The organism is Gammaproteobacteria bacterium (assembly GCA_013214945.1).
Taxonomy (GTDB): domain Bacteria; phylum Pseudomonadota; class Gammaproteobacteria; order Enterobacterales; family Psychrobiaceae; genus Psychrobium.
In genome coordinates this window covers 1-16,643 of the sequence record JABSRT010000032.1, presented here as the reverse complement: position 1 = coordinate 16,643, position 16,643 = coordinate 1, and the positions used below count along the sequence as shown (strand labels likewise).

Below are 16,643 nucleotides of genomic sequence, written 5' to 3'. Positions count from 1 at the left end.
ATCTTAGTTTGCAATTATTTTTACTGCACTTTAGCTTTAAGATGAAGATAGTCGGTGACTGTTATTAATAATGTCACATTTAATGTAGGGTGTAATACCCTAATCGACTGTATTTAATATGTATTATACTTACTGCTACTATAATAACATAAGATAAATGATAGTATCAGTCCCTAAATTCACTGTCTGTTTATTTTAGGTAAAGCTCGTCAGTCGTTGGTATAACTTGGCGACAAAACTATCTTCGCATAGCCCATCTTTGCTCAACCCCTTGTGTCATTACTAGATGCTCAGTCGCAAATAGCGGTGGTTAAAAAACTGGGTTGCACTCTGAAGGTGTAATCTATTCTCTATAGTATTTGTTTGTGGCAATATTGATTGGTGTCGTTGGTGCGGTAATCCTCCCTTAAAATTATCTTTAATCGACCACGTCCGCTCAAACGGCAACTCTGTATCTTCAAATACAAAGGTCGTTATCGCACGTTCTGTTTAATATCGATTTTCGTTTAAACAACAGACCGATCTTGAGGCGAATTTCAGGTGTTTACTAATTTTGTAATCAAAACAGAACACGCTGTGACACCTTGAATATCAATTGTATTTTCACGTTTTAAGAACAATTCCCGCAACGTACTAGGTTGTAAGGCATTATGGTAAGTAATATTCAGCGTCCTAATTAGCTGATATTTTTAATAAAGCTAAGTATAATTCGATCTTACCATGCCAAGCGTGGATCAATGAATGAAAGATATACTAAGGTGAAGCTATCCATGACGCAATCAAAAAAAATCGCAATGATATGCCATAGTTTGGCTGTTTCGCCGATGCTGGTTGGCGGGTTAATTTACGCATTGCGTGACAGTTACTTGTCGTATCACGCGGATGCAACAACTTATGCATGGCACGACTTAGCGCCCGGGATCAGGGTATTATTTCAAGCGATGTTAAATGGTGCAGGCGGCTTAATGTTATTGCTAGCGCTCATATTAATCACCTTATTGGCGATCCCTTTTAAAAATAATGAGCGCTGGAGTTTGTTTGCCATTCCGCTGATTGGTATCAGTGCATTACTTATTACAGTGCGAGCCGCGATATTTGTTGAACTTAATACCCCTGCGGCACCGCCTTGGCCGTGGTTAATGCTTAATGTTGGCCTATTTATCAGTGGCTGGTTTTTCTCTTTACGAAATAAATAACATAGCTATTAACCCCATGTTCTTAAATACCGTTTTTATAACAACGGCTTTGTTACCACTCAAGGCCCATCATTATACAGCTTAAGCCACTGCCAATGCCTAAAAAAGCGACTTTGTCATTTTTGTTCAATGCGCCTTGCTCGGTCGCAATTGCGGCTGTGATCGGTAACGATACGGTGCCCATGTTGCCAAGTGTTGGAAAGGTAATGAAGTCTTGTTGTTCGCTCATTTTTAATTGTTCCAGCACGTGCCTGCGATTTACCGATCCAATTTGATGACTGATCAATTTATCCACATCAGTGGCTTGCCAGTTTGATTCAACTAAGAAATCTTGCCAAGTAACATTGCCCAGCGCCATGCCTTTTTTAAGCAACAGTGCAGCATCGGTTGTCATCACTTCTTTATAAAGTCCTGGCGCGACAGGCTCCATGCCCCAATGACATATTTCGAAATCTTGGGTCGAGGTTCGACTGGTCACTGTTAATAACTTATGGCCGCTAAGAGACTGATAACCTTGCTCTTTGCTAAATGAGCCGTCGGTCAGCAAAATAGCGGTTGCGCCAGAGCCCCCGGTTAATGTCGCTAAGGTATCGGCAAATACCGCCATCGTTGGGTTTGCTAACAAATGTTCAATACTGCTTTCAACAATGCTGTGGGCCGATTCACAAGAAACCACTAAACCCGCCTTTATATGGCCCAGTTCAATGCGATTAGCGATATCAATAATACCGTTAAGCGCCCCTAAACAAGCATTGCTAATATCATGAACCACCGTATGGCTATTGGCGCCAAGTTTGGCCGCAACACGGCAAGCAGTAGCAGGTTCATAAGCCTCACGGCAGACGCCGGTATATATAATTGCACCAATGTCTTTAATATCAAATTTGGTTTTATTGAGGCATTTTTTCGCCGCCGCAATGGCACCATCGGAATAGCGAAAGCCTTCATTCCACCAACGCCGCTCCACGATACCGGTAAAAGCCTTGAGTTGCCCCTTGGGAATACGCAGCGCTTTGTAGACAGGCTCAAGCCTGTTCTCGAGTTCTACGCTGGAAATAATGCGGGGGGCTAGTTGATAACTAATATCATCGATAAAAACGCGTGAATATTGCATGTTAAAGTGAAAATCCATAAAAAACATAAAGATGAAACAGGGATGATTTAAATAACATCCTCGTAAGGTCATTTTCTAGCTAGAGAAGCAAATATTAAGTCACCGTAAACCCTACAGAAAAAATGATTATACCTTAGTCTGCCTCCTGCCGACACTCGTTCGAGTACACATGAATATACTTAGCTTGAAGCGTCCTATCATGCTGGCGGTTTTTACTGGGAAATATGCCGCGTTATACCGTTAATTACATTTAAATTATGATCTTGTTACGCGATTAAAGGTTGGTGAATTAAAGCTTAAAACGAAACATATATTATGTAACCGTTTAAAAATACTCTCAAAGAATACAAAAAACGTTGTTATTTCTTAAAATCGTGGACGAAAACTAACCGAGCTTCAGAATAATAATATGCTATCTGTTTTTGAAAAAACACAATAGATATTAACCAATGTCGTTGGCTCGGTTCACCTAAACTGTTGCTATGCTCGTAATTAATTGAAAGGGTGTATATTTGATAAAGCAAACTTAAGCAGCATGTTCACCGAAGTAGCGTTCGGTGTCGAGTACGTTAGACGAAATTAGGTGATAATTTCGTCATGCCAGCCCCTAAATTCACTGACAGTTTATTTTCGGTAAAGCCCGCCAATCGTTGGTATAATTTGGCGACAAAAACTCTCTTCGCATTGCCCATTTGTGTTCAAATCCCTGCGCGGCATTTTTGATTGCGTCACGGCCATAACGGGCATTAATTTCGTCTAAGCACTGCATTAATTTAGGGTTATCATTGCTGGTCGCAAACAGATCATGCTGCCAATATTTCTCATCAATTAGTTCAAGACAACCAACTCCGACTTTATAAAAAGGCACACCAGCGATAAATAAAGTCGCGATAGCATCACTAATCGCCGCTAGGATCACGCCAGTATCATTGGTTGGCACCACAAAACGGTGGAGCTTTTTACGCACAATTGGCCGTTCGTCAAAGGGAGAGCTCGCGGCAAAAATCATTAAGGTAGCAACTAAACTTTGCTGCTGCCGCAATTTTTTTGCCGCAATAGCGCCATGTTGACACAATGCCTCACGTAATTGAGTCTGTTCAAAAACACGTTGACCGAAACTGCGGGTTGAATATATTTGTTGTTTCGGTTGCTTGACTTGATCCCAGCTGATACAGGTTTCACCATTGAGCTCTCGCACGGTTCGTTCAATATCAAGACTAAAGCTTTGCCGAACCAATTTGGGGGGCAGCCGGGCTAAATCGAGCGCGGTATAAACATTGGTGGCGTTAAGTTTCGCCGTTAGTTTACGACCGATCCCCCACACCTTATCAACAGTCATTGCTGCTAAGATCTGCCGGCGAATCTTTTCATTGTCAATCACTGCAACGCCAGCATATTGTTTTGATGATTTGGCGGCGTGATTAGCCGCCTTGGCTAACGTGGGGGTAGGGCCAAGGCCGACACAAACGGGTAAGCGGGTTTCTTGATATACGGTGCGGCGAATTTGACGACCGTACGATTTAAAGTTATTTATAACGCTTTGATAATTATTGAAATATAAAAAACATTCGTCAATGCTGTAAATGTATTGATCATCAGAAAATCGACTAATCACCTGCATCATATTAGCGGACAAGTCGGCGTACAGTTCATAGTTAGAACTGCGAACAACAATGCCAAGCTGCTGACATTGTTTTTTTACTTTAAAATAAGGCACAAACTTGGTAATGCCAAGCTCTTTGGCTAAGCGGTTAACCGCACAAATACAACCGTCGTTATTGGTTAATACAATAATAGGCTTGTTACGAATAAGTGGGTCAAACACCGTTTCACAACTGGTATAAAATGAGTTGGCATCAATCAGTGCATACATCACTAAACCTGCTGGCACGGTGGCACCGAATTGAGCGAATCACCACGCCCTCAATTAAAAAACTATCACCATCACCAATATTAATTGGCGGATAATGCTCAGAGGCCGACAATAAACGACGCTGGTTTTCGTCAAATAGTTTACAGCTAAAGTTACCATTATAGGTTGCAACGACCACGTCCATATGTCGTGGGGTGACTGCACGGTCAACAATTAATATGTCACCATGATAAATGCCCACTTGATTCATCGAGTCGCCATTGGCTAATCCTAAAAAGGTCGCCTGGGGATGGTCGATTAGCAGTTGATCAAGGCTCAATCCTAATTGGCTATACTCTGCCGCTGGCGATTCAAAACCGCTAATTCCCGCCTCTATCAGTATTGGAGTTACTATCAAAATAATTACCACTGTGTTTGTATACAGTCATATTAGTAGGTATTGATGCTAGATTTCAAGTTAAATTTTCAATCGTTAATATCAAGCAGGGCCACAATTCGGTAATTTCCTGCCTGAGTAGAAACTTTTTTAAACAACTGTTTATTGATTATCGAAATTGAGTTGCAGTGAGTGTTATTCCTAGTAATATACCCACAAACGATAATACGAGTACGAATTGATCTTATTCGTGCGGTAAGTAATGGAGTAAGTGTGCAATTTTTTATTTTTAGTAACAAGCTTTTAAAGCGACCTAAGCTGATTAGCTTATGGCTTATTTTATCTTGTTCAACTCAGGCGACGGAGTTGCAATGGGCGCCTAATGTTATTCATAACGAGCTATCAAACCAGTTCAGTTATCTCATTTATCCAAGTCCTAATCAGTCCGATCCGTTTAATTTACGCTTGGTGGTTAATGCCGGTTCGGTCGATGATGAAATGCGTGGTATGGCCCACATTGTTGAACATATGGTTTTTCGCGCAAATAGAGCTCACCCGACAGATGTTCATCACTTGCTTAATAATATAGGTTGGAAAGCAGGACTGCAGGTCAATGCATTAACCCGCCAGACAGAAACTCAGTATATGGTTCGGACTCGGCCCAATGACGCACTTAATGTTGCAGAGTCGGTCGCATTACTCAGTGATTTAGCGTTTGGCGCTAAGCTGTTGGATGCCGACTGGCAAATAGAACGTGGGGTGATTTTAGAAGAAATGCGCCGCGGTAAAGGTGTTGCTGAGCGTGTTAATACCGCAAAAAAGGTACTGGTCAGAAATGGTTCTCGTTACGTCGACCGCCCAACTATTGGATGGCAGCAAGATATTAAAGCCGTGACAATAGAGCAAATTCGCGACTTTTATCAACGCTTTTATGTCCCTGGCAATATGACGTTAATCGCCAGCGGTCATTTTGAACGCCAGCAATTGGTCGCTGCAATTGAACATCACTTTGGTGCCCAGCAACAACCGGTACCAAATCGAGACTATGTCAAGCTACCTTTAACGCCAGGTTTAGTGATTGGTCAGGTTCAAGACTCGCAAGGCTCAACCTCCGCTGTGACATTGGGTTTTCGTAATGAGCTGTTACCAAAAAGTAACATTGAAGGCGAATACCAACGATTACAAAATTATTTCTTGCGAAAACTCATTCGGCCGCAGGTTCAAGCGAGTCGCAAGTTATACCAAGACAATATTTCATCGGTGCATTTTAAGTTTAGCGAGCCAACGAAAGAGCGTTTAATTGCGGCTATTTCAGTAAAAACACCCGATCATCAACAAGGTCTTGCAGTGGTGCTGCGCGAAGTCGCAAGGTTAAAACGTAACGGGCTTAATCGCGCTGAGTTTGAAGCACTAAAACTCAAAGCTAAAGCAGCTGTTGCACGCAATCGAATTACTATCCCAAATCGTGACTTTAAGACATGGGAAGACAAGTTAACTGCGGCGGTAATGCAAGAGGGAGTAGTGCAAGATTACGCGGTAAAATCAGCGAGAACTTTAGACTGGATCGACAAAATGAGCTTAGCGTCATTAAATCTTCGATTGGTTGAACTGCTTAGCGCCTCAGATCAGTTTTTGTTTTATCAATTACCGGGCGGGGTAATACGCACGTTGCCAACGGCAACCGAGGTTGAGCAATTACGCCATCAGGTGAGCTTAGAACAGTTGATAGCATTAACACCAATTAAGCGAAAAAGTTTCAAGCCAGTCAAGCTTGCGCCAGTTAAGCTCGATTGGCCGGCTTACCGCTTACCTAATGCACGGGTGTTAAGCAAACACAGTCACCAAGTTGATGGTATTACACAGTGGAATTTGGCCAATGGCGATAAGGTTGTATGGTTAAATAGAGCAACGCCTAGCAATGATCTTTACCTCAAGGCGTTATCACAAGCAGGTTATTATAACGACGGATTAAGCCCATGGCTGGCCCAAACGGCCAAGCAAGTATGGCATCAGGCCGATCTTCCTTTTGCTGAAAATAGTCAACTAATGTTATGGCAACAGCAAAACGATGTCGATTGGCAGTGGGCTCAAACCACCACCACGCTTGATCTCGCCGCAAAAACGTCATCAGATAATCTATTGCCCTTAATGAAGTCGTATTTTGCGCAGCAAAGCCAATGGCAGCTGCAACCTAATGCGCTAACCGAATTAAAAACGGCATTGGTCAGTTCAGTTAAACAGCCGTCGGTAGCAGCAAGTGTGCAGCAGCGATTAATGGGTACTGTCTCTGGCTTAACTCCAAGCCAAGCCGATTTAGATAATTTAACCCTAGATAAGCTCGTCACCGCGATTAGGCAGTTACAAGCGCAGCCTATTACTTTGTTTATCGTCGGTGAGCTTAAACCGCAACAAATTGAACAACAAGTATTGCCTTATCTTGGCGCAATTACGCGTAAAGCCAGTTTGAATAGCTACCAAAGTAATTTACCCAGCGGGCGTCATATTGCCTCACAACCAATGCATCATGAATATAAGTCGACGGTAACAATTAAAGCTGAATCGGCAATGATCTGGCAACCAGAAGACAGTTTTTTGATCTCAAGCCTCAACCCGATGCTGCAAAAGGCACTTAAAAACAAACTGCGACATCAGTTAGGCGGAATTTATTCGCTCGCTTTTGAAGTACGTTTAGACAAAGACAATACATTGCGCAGCACCACCAGCTTTACCACCGCTCCTGCGCGAGTCGACGAAATGATCAATGCCTATGAGCAAGTGCTTTCTGAGTTCATTACCCAGTTGCCACACGAAAACTTTGCCCGCACTCAACAAGACATTAAATTCGCCGAGCAGCTCAGGTTGCAAGATCCTAATACTTGGCTACGCCGGTTAGCGCTGAGCTACCAGCGCTACGATGGCCCAGATTACTTACGTTCAATGCTAAGTCTTGAGCAACAGGTTAATCAGCAGCGGATGAGCAAATTAGTAACACAAATAATCCCATTTTCTAAACAAGCAATTTTTGTTGGCTTGCCACAAAAATCACAAGGTAAATAAAATATGTTTCGTAGTTTCTTTTTAGCTAGGCAGTGGCAGGTATGGTCGTGGCTCGGCAGTGTAATTATTTTGCTGGCGACTTGGTACAAGGTCCAGTTAGATTTGCAAGTTAATGAATGGTTTGGTGATTTCTATAATACGATTCAACAAGCACTGTCACAGTCTGGTACGGTCACGGTCGAGGACTTACTGGGCCACCTGTGGGTCTTTGGTAAAATATCGGCAGTTTTCATTGTCGTTGCGGTATTACTTGAATTTTTTGTTCGTCATTACGTATTTCGCTGGCGCACGGCGATGCATAGCTATTACATGCAACACTGGGACAAGGTGCGTCACATTGAAGGGGCATCGCAACGCGTGCAAGAAGACACCATGCGGTTTGCTCAAATTGTCGAGCGACTGGGCGTCTCTTTTTTACGCTCAATTATGACATTGCTCGCCTTTCAGCCATTGTTGTGGGAGCTAAGTAAGCAAGTGAAAGAGGTGCCATTTTTTGGTGAAGTTGAGCATGTGTTGATTTATGTTGCGATTATCTCGGCGATGTTCGGCACTGTATTGTTAGCGGCAATCGGGATCAAACTACCGGGACTTGAATTTAATAATCAAAGAGCCGAAGCATCGCTGCGTAAAGAGTTAGTCCTTGGAGAAGACGACTCTAGCCGGGCTAAACCGCAGTCGATGGCGGAACTGTTTGTTGATGTACGTACCAATTATTTAACGATGTATCGCCATTACTTGTATTTTGATTTATTTAAGATTTCGTATTTGCAGTTTTCTTCGATTATGCCGTACATCATGTTGGCGCCGACCATCGTGGCAGGCATTATAACCTTTGGCACCATGCAGCAAATTATTAGGGCTTTTGGTAAAGTAGAAGGCTCATTGCATTACTTAGTGTTTAGTTGGTCAACCATTGTTGAATTAATGTCAGTATATAAACGTTTAAAAGCGTTCGAACAACTGATAGAACAGCCACAACCGCTAGACGAAAATATTGTGGACCAGCCTAGCGCATTATAGGAGGTTAAATCAGCTAAGCCTATCGACAATGGTAGGCTTAGCTTGGTATTTATTTGACCGAATATTCAGTGTCAGCTTGACCGAGAAACTCTGACCACACAATGGCTTCTTGGTAAAATTGACTGAGCACTTTAAAACTAATCCGTAATTTATGTGCCTCGCGTTCGGTTAAATGCCAACTGCCAGACTCTAGTAACTTATTGGCACGTAATGCCATACTTATTGGTGTTTGCGAAATGTCTTGATCATCGAGCAATGTTTCAATAATTTCATCGGGCACCGGAACCCGCTCCAATACTTGCACCATCGGCAAGTCAATAATTGAATCAAGCAAAGAGAACATCCCGGTTAAAAACGCACTCTCGGCGAGTGCTGGCGCGACTTTTTTAATCACTAACTCGCAAAACTTAGCCCGAATCATGCTCATCTTGATTAATTCAGCAGGCTTGTCATTGGCTAATATCGCAGTAATAAACATCGACATTAATCGGCGAATTTGAGTCTCCCCTAAGTATGTTAGTGCTTGTTTTACGCTGGTAATATGCTGTTTTAATGGGAAACATCCGGAATTGATAAAGCACAACAACTTATACGTTAGACTCGAATCCATCTGTAAAATATCGCTAATCGCTTGGTAATCAAGCTGGCTGTTCAACGTTTCCTTGTATAATAAGAACATTAATCGTTCACTCGATTCAACGGCTTTGGACCGCTGCATCTCGGGCTGGCAAAAATAGTAGCCTTGAAATAGGTGAAAACCTAACTCCATCGCCTGGTGGTATTGCGCTCGTGTTTCTACTTTTTCAGCCAGTAATTTAATATTACTGTTGTTACGCAGTTGGATGACGAGTGGGGCAATGGTATCGAGTGGTGTAGCCAAAATATCAAATTTTATAATGGAAATTAGTTTAAAAAACCGCTGCCATTGCGGTTGATAAACAAAATCATCTAAGGCCAGTTTATACCCAGCACGGTAAAGTTCGACGCAGGCGGCATAAACAGAATTGGTCGGGTGCACTGTTTCGAGGATTTCAATCAGAATGTCTTCGGGTGGTAACAGCAATGGCAGTCGTTTGAGTAAAGACTCTTGCGAAAAATTAATCAACGCCCGTTTACCTGACGTAATAGGACGAATTCCTTTGGTAAAATGAGTACGGCCAATCAGTTTTGAGGTCGCTTCGTGAGGGTCGATATCACTCGGGAATAAATTTTCAGGGCCGTCCCGAAAAAACAACTCGTACGCCATGACTTGTTGACGCCGATTCAAAATAGCTTGTCGTGCAATATAAACAAACATAGACAACCTGTAACAGTGAATTGATTACATGAATAAGTTAACACAGCATACGAAAACAAATTTTCATTTCCACGGGCATAATCATATCGAACCTGAGTTCTTTGCTTATCCGGTACTCAGGTTATCTAATAATACTAGATTAATTAATATACCTTTACTAGCATTATAGTATTAAAAACATACGGGAATTGGGTTGGTTTTAACCAAAACGGCTGAGAGGTAAGACGGCTAGCGCCATCCGATGCATAATCAATGGTATGGCTAATCGGTACAAACTAGTATTAGGGCAGGGAAAGTACAGTGCTAAAAAAGGCCCTCTTAAAAAGAGAGCCTTAAGACCTTCTCAACTTAACGCTGTTGCGATGTTGAGGGGCTTATTGGTAATGGCTAAGCTACTTGCAAGGCCATTTCACGACTTGCTAAATACTCATCGTAAGAACCTTTGAAATGAATCACTTCTTGCTCTTTTATCTCGATAATACCGGTTGCTAATGACGACACGAATTCACGGTCATGGCTAACAAAGATCAAAGTACCATCGTAATCTTTAAGGGCGTTATTTAATGCTTCAATTGCTTCCATGTCCATGTGGTTGGTCGGCTCATCCATGATTAAGACATTGATATCTTGCATCATTAACTTGCCAAACAACAAGCGGTTCTTTTCACCACCCGAACAGCTTGCTACTTTTTTATTGGTATCGTCAGCGGTGAATAACAATCGGCCTAACAGACCTCGCACGATCAAATCATTGTGCTTAGGGGTACGCCATAATGACATCCAATCAAAAATTGTCATATCGTTATCAAAATCTTTGCTGCTATCTTGCGGGCAGTAACCAATACTGGCATTTTCAGACCACTTTACAACACCTTTATTAGCCGCTATTTCGTCGACTAAACAACGGATGAAGGTAGTTTTACCCACACCATTTTCGCCGATAATAGCCAATTTAGCACCGGCTTCTAAAATAAGGTTACCATCTTTGAATAAGCTATCACCGTCAAAACCATGGCTTAGCTCTTCCAAGACTAATGCTTGGCGATGCAAAGTTTTAGACGCTTTAAAGCTAAGTGATGGTGACATCCGGCTTGATGCTTTAACCTCATCAAGTTTGATTTTATCCATTTTCTTAGCGCGAGAACTCGCTTGTTTCGCTTTAGAAGCATTGGCACCGAAACGATTAACGAAAGCTTGCAGCTCGTCAATTTCTTCACTTTTCTTGGTGTTTTCTGCCAGTAACTGTTCTCTGATTAAGCTTGATGCTTCAAGGAAATACTCGTAGTTGCCCGGATAAACGCGTAGCTCGCCATAATCCATGTCGGCCATGTGAGTACAAACCGAGTTTAAAAAGTGACGGTCATGCGAAATAATTATCATGGTCGCTTTGCGTTGGTTCAACACTCCGGCTAGCCAGTTAATGGTGTGAATGTCCAAGTTATTGGTTGGTTCGTCAAGCAGCAAAATTTCTGGGTTAGCAAATAAAGCTTGTGCTAATAATACTCGCACTTTCCAGCCCGGAGCAACTTGCTTCATTAAACCAAAGTGATATTCTTCATCGATACCCGCTTCAATTAAAATGTCACCAGCGCGGCTTTCCGCGGTGTAACCGTCCATTTCGGCGAATTCGCTTTCTAACTCAGCAACTCGCATGCCGTCTTCTTCAGACATGTCAGCCATGGCATAAATGCGGTCACGTTCTTCTTTGATTTTCCACAGCGCAACATCACCCATAATGACGGTATCAACGACGCTAAATTCTTCAAACGCAAATTGGTCTTGACTCAAGGTACCAACCTTAAAACCAGGCGTAATCGAGACATTGCCAGAGGTTGGGGTGAGGGCACCGGTCAATATTTTCATAAACGTTGACTTACCACAGCCATTGGCGCCAATTAGACCATAACGGTTACCGTGGCCAAATTGAGCAGAGATGTTTTCAAATAATGGCTCAGCGCCAAATTGCATGGTGATGTTTGCGGTAGATATCAAAGAATTATTCCTAGTTGCCTGGCAATTTCAGCCAATGGCAGCAGTTAATGTGAACAACGAAAAAGCGGCACTATAAAGAGTTTGTGCTGTGGTGTCGAGCGATAACCATTATATTTGCGAGCTGAGTAATAAATAACCACATTAGGAGCGATAAAACCAAGAGATAACATCGAAACCAAGCTAAATTCGGACAAATTACACTGGGGAGCTAGGCTGGCCGAAAAACAGCAGGTCTGGTTTTAGTCACAAAATAATCAATCGGTATATTAGAAGAGAAATATAATCATTGTAGTGGTTGCTTCACCAATATCTTGCGGTTAATCTGGCCCCAATAAATAGTAGATTGAAATATAAAGATGAAAATGCAGTTTAAATTACCCGTCATTCTTGATGGCGGCATGGGGCGTGAGCTAGAACGGATGGGCGCGCCTTTTCAGCAACCGCAATGGTCGGCTCTAGCGTTAATACAAGCGCCACACTTTGTTAGCGAGGCCCACCGCAATTTTATAGCCGCTGGCGCTGAGATAATTACCACTAATACTTACGCGATAGTGCCTTTTCATTTAGGTGAGCAATGTTTTAACGCCCACGGCGCACAGTTAATTAAACGAGCAGCGCAATTAGCACGCCAATGCGCCGATGAAAGCTCGGTTAAAAGTTCTGGTAAAAGTACTGGCGTATTAGTGGCTGGCTGTATTCCTCCTGTATTAGGTTCATATCGTCCCGACTTGTTTGCGGTAAGCCAAGCTAAACCTTTAGTTGAAGTGATGATAAATAATCAAGCAACAGAGGTCGACTTTTGGTTAGCCGAAACCATATCGTCAATTGCAGAAGCGGCAATGATAAAAGCCTGCACGGCAGGCACTAACAAGCCGAGCTGGATTGCATTTACAGTGACAGATCAAGTTGAAATCGAACCCACGCTGCGCTCAGGCGAGTCTGTTTATAGTGCAGTAAGTGAAATCGCGGGCCAAAATGTGACCGCGATATTATTTAACTGCAGCCGTCCAGAAGTAATGACCGCGGCGCTGTTATCAGCAAAAAGAGCAATCGAAGCACAAGGGCTGGCAAACAACGTTCAATTAGGCGTCTATGCCAACAGCTTTGCGGTCATTGATGATGATCACCAAGCGAACAATGGGGTTTGTGCAATTAGAGCCGATAATACACCACAAAAATACCGTGAACTGGCAGCGACTTGGATTGATGCTGGGGCCTCAATTGTCGGGGGATGTTGCGGCATATCACCAGAGCACATTAAACAACTGGTCGCGCTAAAGTGACTTGCGGATGAACGTGTACCAGCCAGCAATTGAGCATCATATCGAACGGCTGGCTCAATTCCATTCACAAAGATTTATCAGCTAATATACTAATAATTATCTGTTTGGTTTGAGCGACTAAGCTTAAATCTTGCTCGACCAATAGTTTTGATATCAGCCCTTCATAAAGCAACTCGATATGAACTGCAGTGCTACTGCCATCAAGCTGTAGCATCGCTAAACGTTTGCTCGTTTCGGCTAATGATGCCTGCTTGTGCGCTGTGGCAATCACATGGAGTTGATGATGGTGATCAGGGTATTCTTTTGCGGTATTAATGAAGATACAACCATAGAAGCCACCTGATTTAATCAAGTTTTCTAACTCTGTAAAGCGGGCAAGTAATAGGTCATTTCTATTGGTAATCGTCTGCCACTCACTGGCCCAAACACTTTGAACATCTTTGCTAAACTTAACCAGTGATTCAATCGCCAAGGCTTCCTTACTGCCGAAGTTGTTATAAATAGTCTTCTTCGATACTCCGGTATGAGCGGCGATAGTGTCGACGCCAGCCGCCGCGATGCCGCGCTGAGCGGCTAACTCTAAAAAACCAGTGATTAGACTTTCTCGTTTGCTCATGTTTAAAATTCCAGTGCGGTGGCGTGATTGAATCATCATTTTACACAACTTGGTGTAAAAATACCTTGCAAATATTAATAAAAAAGTAATAACATGAATTACACCGACTTGTGTAATTCGTATTATTACATAATTGATAAAAAAATTAAGGAATAAAATCATGACATCTGATGTTATTGTCGATCAAAAAGACCTGCTCGTTTCGCTACTTACAACAAGCCATGGTTTGGATAATGAAAGCCTTATCTATTGTGCTTGGGCTGCAGCACTTAACTCACAAAGCGAATATGTGGTCGAGTTGGTGGCGCAAAGTGTAAGCGCGCCAAATGACCGGCAATTACGCGCGATTCAATTGGCTATCTCACGCATGGGTGTGACCAATCCATACTTCTTGTCGCGCCAGTTTGTCGATGTTCGAGCTGGGGGGAGTTTAACAGAGCTAAACTTCAGACCTTTGTCGCAACTTAATATCGACAACGAACTGGCATATCACTATGCGTGTGTCGTCGTGTCATTAATGAATGGTGGCCACATTTGCTTACGATCGCATATTGACAGCCTTAAAACTTCAAATCAAAGCGATCAACAAATTGATGCGGTTATGCGTCTTGGCGCTGTTTGCAGTTCATTAGCACGGCACCAGTTTGCTGCTAAATTTAACTTTTAAGCCGCTAATATCAGCACTGTAATTTTACCCGGGCATGACGAGAGTTAAGTGCATTATTGTCAGTTCAATTATGGTCAGATCAAAAGATCTGCATATACCAATGTGCAACAATCAATGATAAGTTATCAATATGAAGCACTCTGATAACTTTTATTTATGATAAATCCAGTTTTTTTACGCACTTTCATGAGTTTGGTAAAAACAAACCATTTCACCCAAACCGCGCAATTATTAAACATGACTCAACCTGGTGTCACACAGCACATCAAAAAACTTGAACATCAGGTTGGCAAAGCACTGCTTAATCGCTTTGGTAAAAAGTTTGAGTTAACCAGTGCTGGTGAGAGCTTATTGCAGTACGGATTGCAGTTATCACAAGCCGAATTGGCGCTAAAGCAAACAATAGCCGGTGACGAGCTTAACGCCGGAGATTGTAAACTGGCTTGTTCTGGTTCAATGGCGATGCAGTTATATCCTGAGTTACTTAAGTTGCAGCTCGAATTTAGTGAGCTTAGGATAAGCGTTGAGGCTGCGCCTAACGCCGCTATTATTGAAAGGGTTAAAACAAACCAAGCTGATATCGGCATTATTACGCAGTCAACTAATGATCCTAAATTGGTGCAAGAGCGACTAGGTGAAGACACTTTGTGTTTAGCACTGCCAGCGCAAGCCGACTGTACCTGGCAATCTTTAATGCAATTGGGTTTTATTAATCATCCTGACGGACACCATTACGCTATTGGGGTGTTAGAGTTGAATTTTAAGGACCAATTTGTCGGTATGGAGTCAATCCCTCAATCTGGTTACATCAATCAGCTGAGCCAAATTTTATTGCCCGTATCACTGGGCTTAGGTTTTACGGTTATTCCTAAATCATCACTCGACGCATTTGCAAATCTGGCGCTAATCGGCAATTTTAAATTAGCCACGCCCATTAATGAAACCGTGTATCTTATTAGCAAAAAACATCGAATATTACCTGCGCGCTATCAATTGATCAGAGCGCTGCTTAGCAAGCAATGGCGGTAAATTAATCAAACGTTAACTGCTATTTAGCTATCAGCATTTTGCCACAGTATCTTGTCGTTCAAAACAGCTATCACAAGAGCAGATTTTAGCGAATTAATGGTGAGGTCTTGTTGTGCGCAGTTGCCTTATTATTGATTAAACTAGCACAACTATTGACAGAGTATAACAATCCCTCTACCTTCAAGTAGAGGACTTATTCTACCTGAAGGTTAATATGTTAAAAGCACAGATATCCGCCAGTCTTGAACAGGCGTTCAGTAAACAGGGTTTCGCCCAACCCAACGTGGCGCAGTTAAAAACGGCCTGTAATGTTAGCTTGCGGACTCTTTATAAATATTACCCATCTAAAGCAGCAATGATTGCTGGTGCATTGGAATATCGACACCAAAGGTATCTAGACTTTTTACGCAATGACGCCCCAGTAAACGGCATTGATAGTGCTTACTACATTTTTAATAAACTTGAGCAATGGTTGCAAGAAAATGCTCCTCATGGCTGTCTGTCGATGAACGCTATTGCCGCCTTTCCCGGTGACCCGTTAATTCTTGGTGCTGTCACTGAACATAAAGAACAAGTTCGCCAGCTTTTAGGTTTATTAAGTCAAAGGGAAGATCTCGCCAGTGCTATTTTTGTATTGCATGAAGGCGTCTCCAGTGCATGGCCGCTGTTAGGTCACGTAGCGGTAACATCAGCCCAAAATACACTATTACAATTGTTAGAAAAGGAGCAATAATGACTGTTATGTTAAGCAATATTTCAACTGAACTGCCAAGTGTGATGATCGGCATTGAACTGATTGGCCATGGTGGCCCTGAAATGCTGCAATACCGTAACGACATCCCAGTACCAAAGCCTCATGCTGACGAAGTACTGATCAGGGTTACTGCCGCCGGTGTTAACAATACCGATATTAACACCAGAATAGCGTGGTACTCCAAAGGAGATAGTAGTGAAATAGATGCAGGTTGGGCAGGTAATGCATTAACACTACCCCGGATTCAAGGAGCAGATATTTGCGGCATGATAGTCGCCGTCGGTGACAATGTCGACAGTCACCGGATTGGTCAACGGGTATTAGTTGAGCCATGCCTCGGTGAAATTGATGGCAAATTATTAGCAAGCC

Annotated in this window: 14 protein-coding genes; 8 read left to right on the top strand and 6 right to left on the bottom strand. The window is 42.6% G+C overall.

Annotation, left to right across the window (positions count from 1 at the left end):
- The first annotated feature begins 770 nt into the window (after positions 1 to 770).
- Positions 771 to 1,196: a hypothetical protein gene (locus HRU23_18485; protein ID NRA56132.1), complete on the top strand. Its 426-nt coding sequence runs from the start codon at positions 771 to 773 to the stop codon at positions 1,194 to 1,196.
- Positions 1,197 to 1,248: 52 nt separating this feature from the next.
- On the opposite strand, the gene HRU23_18480 is transcribed toward HRU23_18485, so the two are convergent.
- From HRU23_18480 to umuD, 3 genes are all read right to left on the bottom strand, one after another.
- Entirely contained in the window at positions 1,249 to 2,310 is a 1,062-nt protein-coding gene (locus tag HRU23_18480; protein NRA56131.1) for a 3-oxoacyl-ACP synthase III, read from the bottom strand.
- 613 nt (positions 2,311 to 2,923) lie between these two features.
- A complete protein-coding gene (locus HRU23_18475) occupies positions 2,924 to 4,183 on the bottom strand; it encodes a Y-family DNA polymerase (GenBank protein NRA56130.1) in 1,260 nt (419 codons plus the stop codon).
- Positions 4,167 to 4,580, bottom strand: coding sequence for a translesion error-prone DNA polymerase V autoproteolytic subunit (gene umuD, locus HRU23_18470; GenBank protein NRA56129.1), 414 nt, complete (start codon positions 4,578 to 4,580; stop codon positions 4,167 to 4,169). The genes HRU23_18475 and umuD overlap by 17 nt, the downstream gene beginning before the upstream one ends.
- Before the next feature lie 252 nt (positions 4,581 to 4,832).
- Between umuD and HRU23_18465 the strand changes: the two genes are divergently transcribed.
- Both HRU23_18465 and HRU23_18460 read left to right on the top strand, forming a co-directional pair.
- A complete protein-coding gene (locus tag HRU23_18465; GenBank protein NRA56128.1) occupies positions 4,833 to 7,616 on the top strand; it encodes an insulinase family protein in 2,784 nt (927 codons plus the stop codon).
- Between the two features lie 3 nt (positions 7,617 to 7,619).
- The gene (locus HRU23_18460) at positions 7,620 to 8,636 is read left to right on the top strand and encodes a putative transporter (GenBank protein ID NRA56127.1); all 1,017 of its coding nucleotides are present in this window, start codon (positions 7,620 to 7,622) and stop codon (positions 8,634 to 8,636) included.
- Positions 8,637 to 8,685: 49 nt separating this feature from the next.
- Here HRU23_18460 and HRU23_18455 read toward each other — a convergent pair whose 3' ends face one another.
- Positions 8,686 to 9,933 carry an EAL domain-containing protein gene (locus HRU23_18455; protein NRA56126.1) on the bottom strand — a complete coding sequence of 416 codons (1,248 nt, stop codon included), beginning with the start codon at positions 9,931 to 9,933 and terminating at the stop codon, positions 8,686 to 8,688.
- Between the two features lie 387 nt (positions 9,934 to 10,320).
- Complete coding sequence (locus tag HRU23_18450) at positions 10,321 to 11,925, bottom strand: ABC-F family ATPase (protein NRA56125.1); 1,605 nt, start codon at positions 11,923 to 11,925, stop codon at positions 10,321 to 10,323.
- Between the two features lie 356 nt (positions 11,926 to 12,281).
- Here HRU23_18450 and HRU23_18445 point away from each other — a divergent pair, with 356 nt between their 5' ends.
- A complete protein-coding gene (locus HRU23_18445) occupies positions 12,282 to 13,208 on the top strand; it encodes a homocysteine S-methyltransferase family protein (GenBank protein ID NRA56124.1) in 927 nt (308 codons plus the stop codon).
- Between the two features lie 64 nt (positions 13,209 to 13,272).
- Here HRU23_18445 and HRU23_18440 read toward each other — a convergent pair whose 3' ends face one another.
- The gene (locus tag HRU23_18440) at positions 13,273 to 13,824 is read right to left on the bottom strand and encodes a TetR family transcriptional regulator (protein NRA56123.1); all 552 of its coding nucleotides are present in this window, start codon (positions 13,822 to 13,824) and stop codon (positions 13,273 to 13,275) included.
- A 160-nt stretch (positions 13,825 to 13,984) separates the two neighbouring features.
- On the opposite strand from HRU23_18440, the gene HRU23_18435 reads away from it, so the two are divergent.
- The 4 genes from HRU23_18435 to HRU23_18420 all read left to right on the top strand — a co-directional run.
- On the top strand, positions 13,985 to 14,491 hold the full coding sequence (locus HRU23_18435; protein ID NRA56122.1) for a hypothetical protein: 507 nt from the start codon (positions 13,985 to 13,987) through the stop codon (positions 14,489 to 14,491).
- Positions 14,492 to 14,647: 156 nt separating this feature from the next.
- Entirely contained in the window at positions 14,648 to 15,520 is an 873-nt protein-coding gene (locus tag HRU23_18430) for a LysR family transcriptional regulator (protein ID NRA56121.1), read from the top strand.
- A gap of 214 nt (positions 15,521 to 15,734) precedes the next feature.
- Positions 15,735 to 16,253 carry a TetR/AcrR family transcriptional regulator gene (locus HRU23_18425; protein ID NRA56120.1) on the top strand — a complete coding sequence of 173 codons (519 nt, stop codon included), beginning with the start codon at positions 15,735 to 15,737 and terminating at the stop codon, positions 16,251 to 16,253.
- An 8-nt stretch (positions 16,254 to 16,261) separates the two neighbouring features.
- Positions 16,262 to 16,643, top strand: a 382-nt coding sequence (locus HRU23_18420) for an alcohol dehydrogenase catalytic domain-containing protein (protein ID NRA56119.1), incomplete at its 3' end; no start/stop codon positions are given.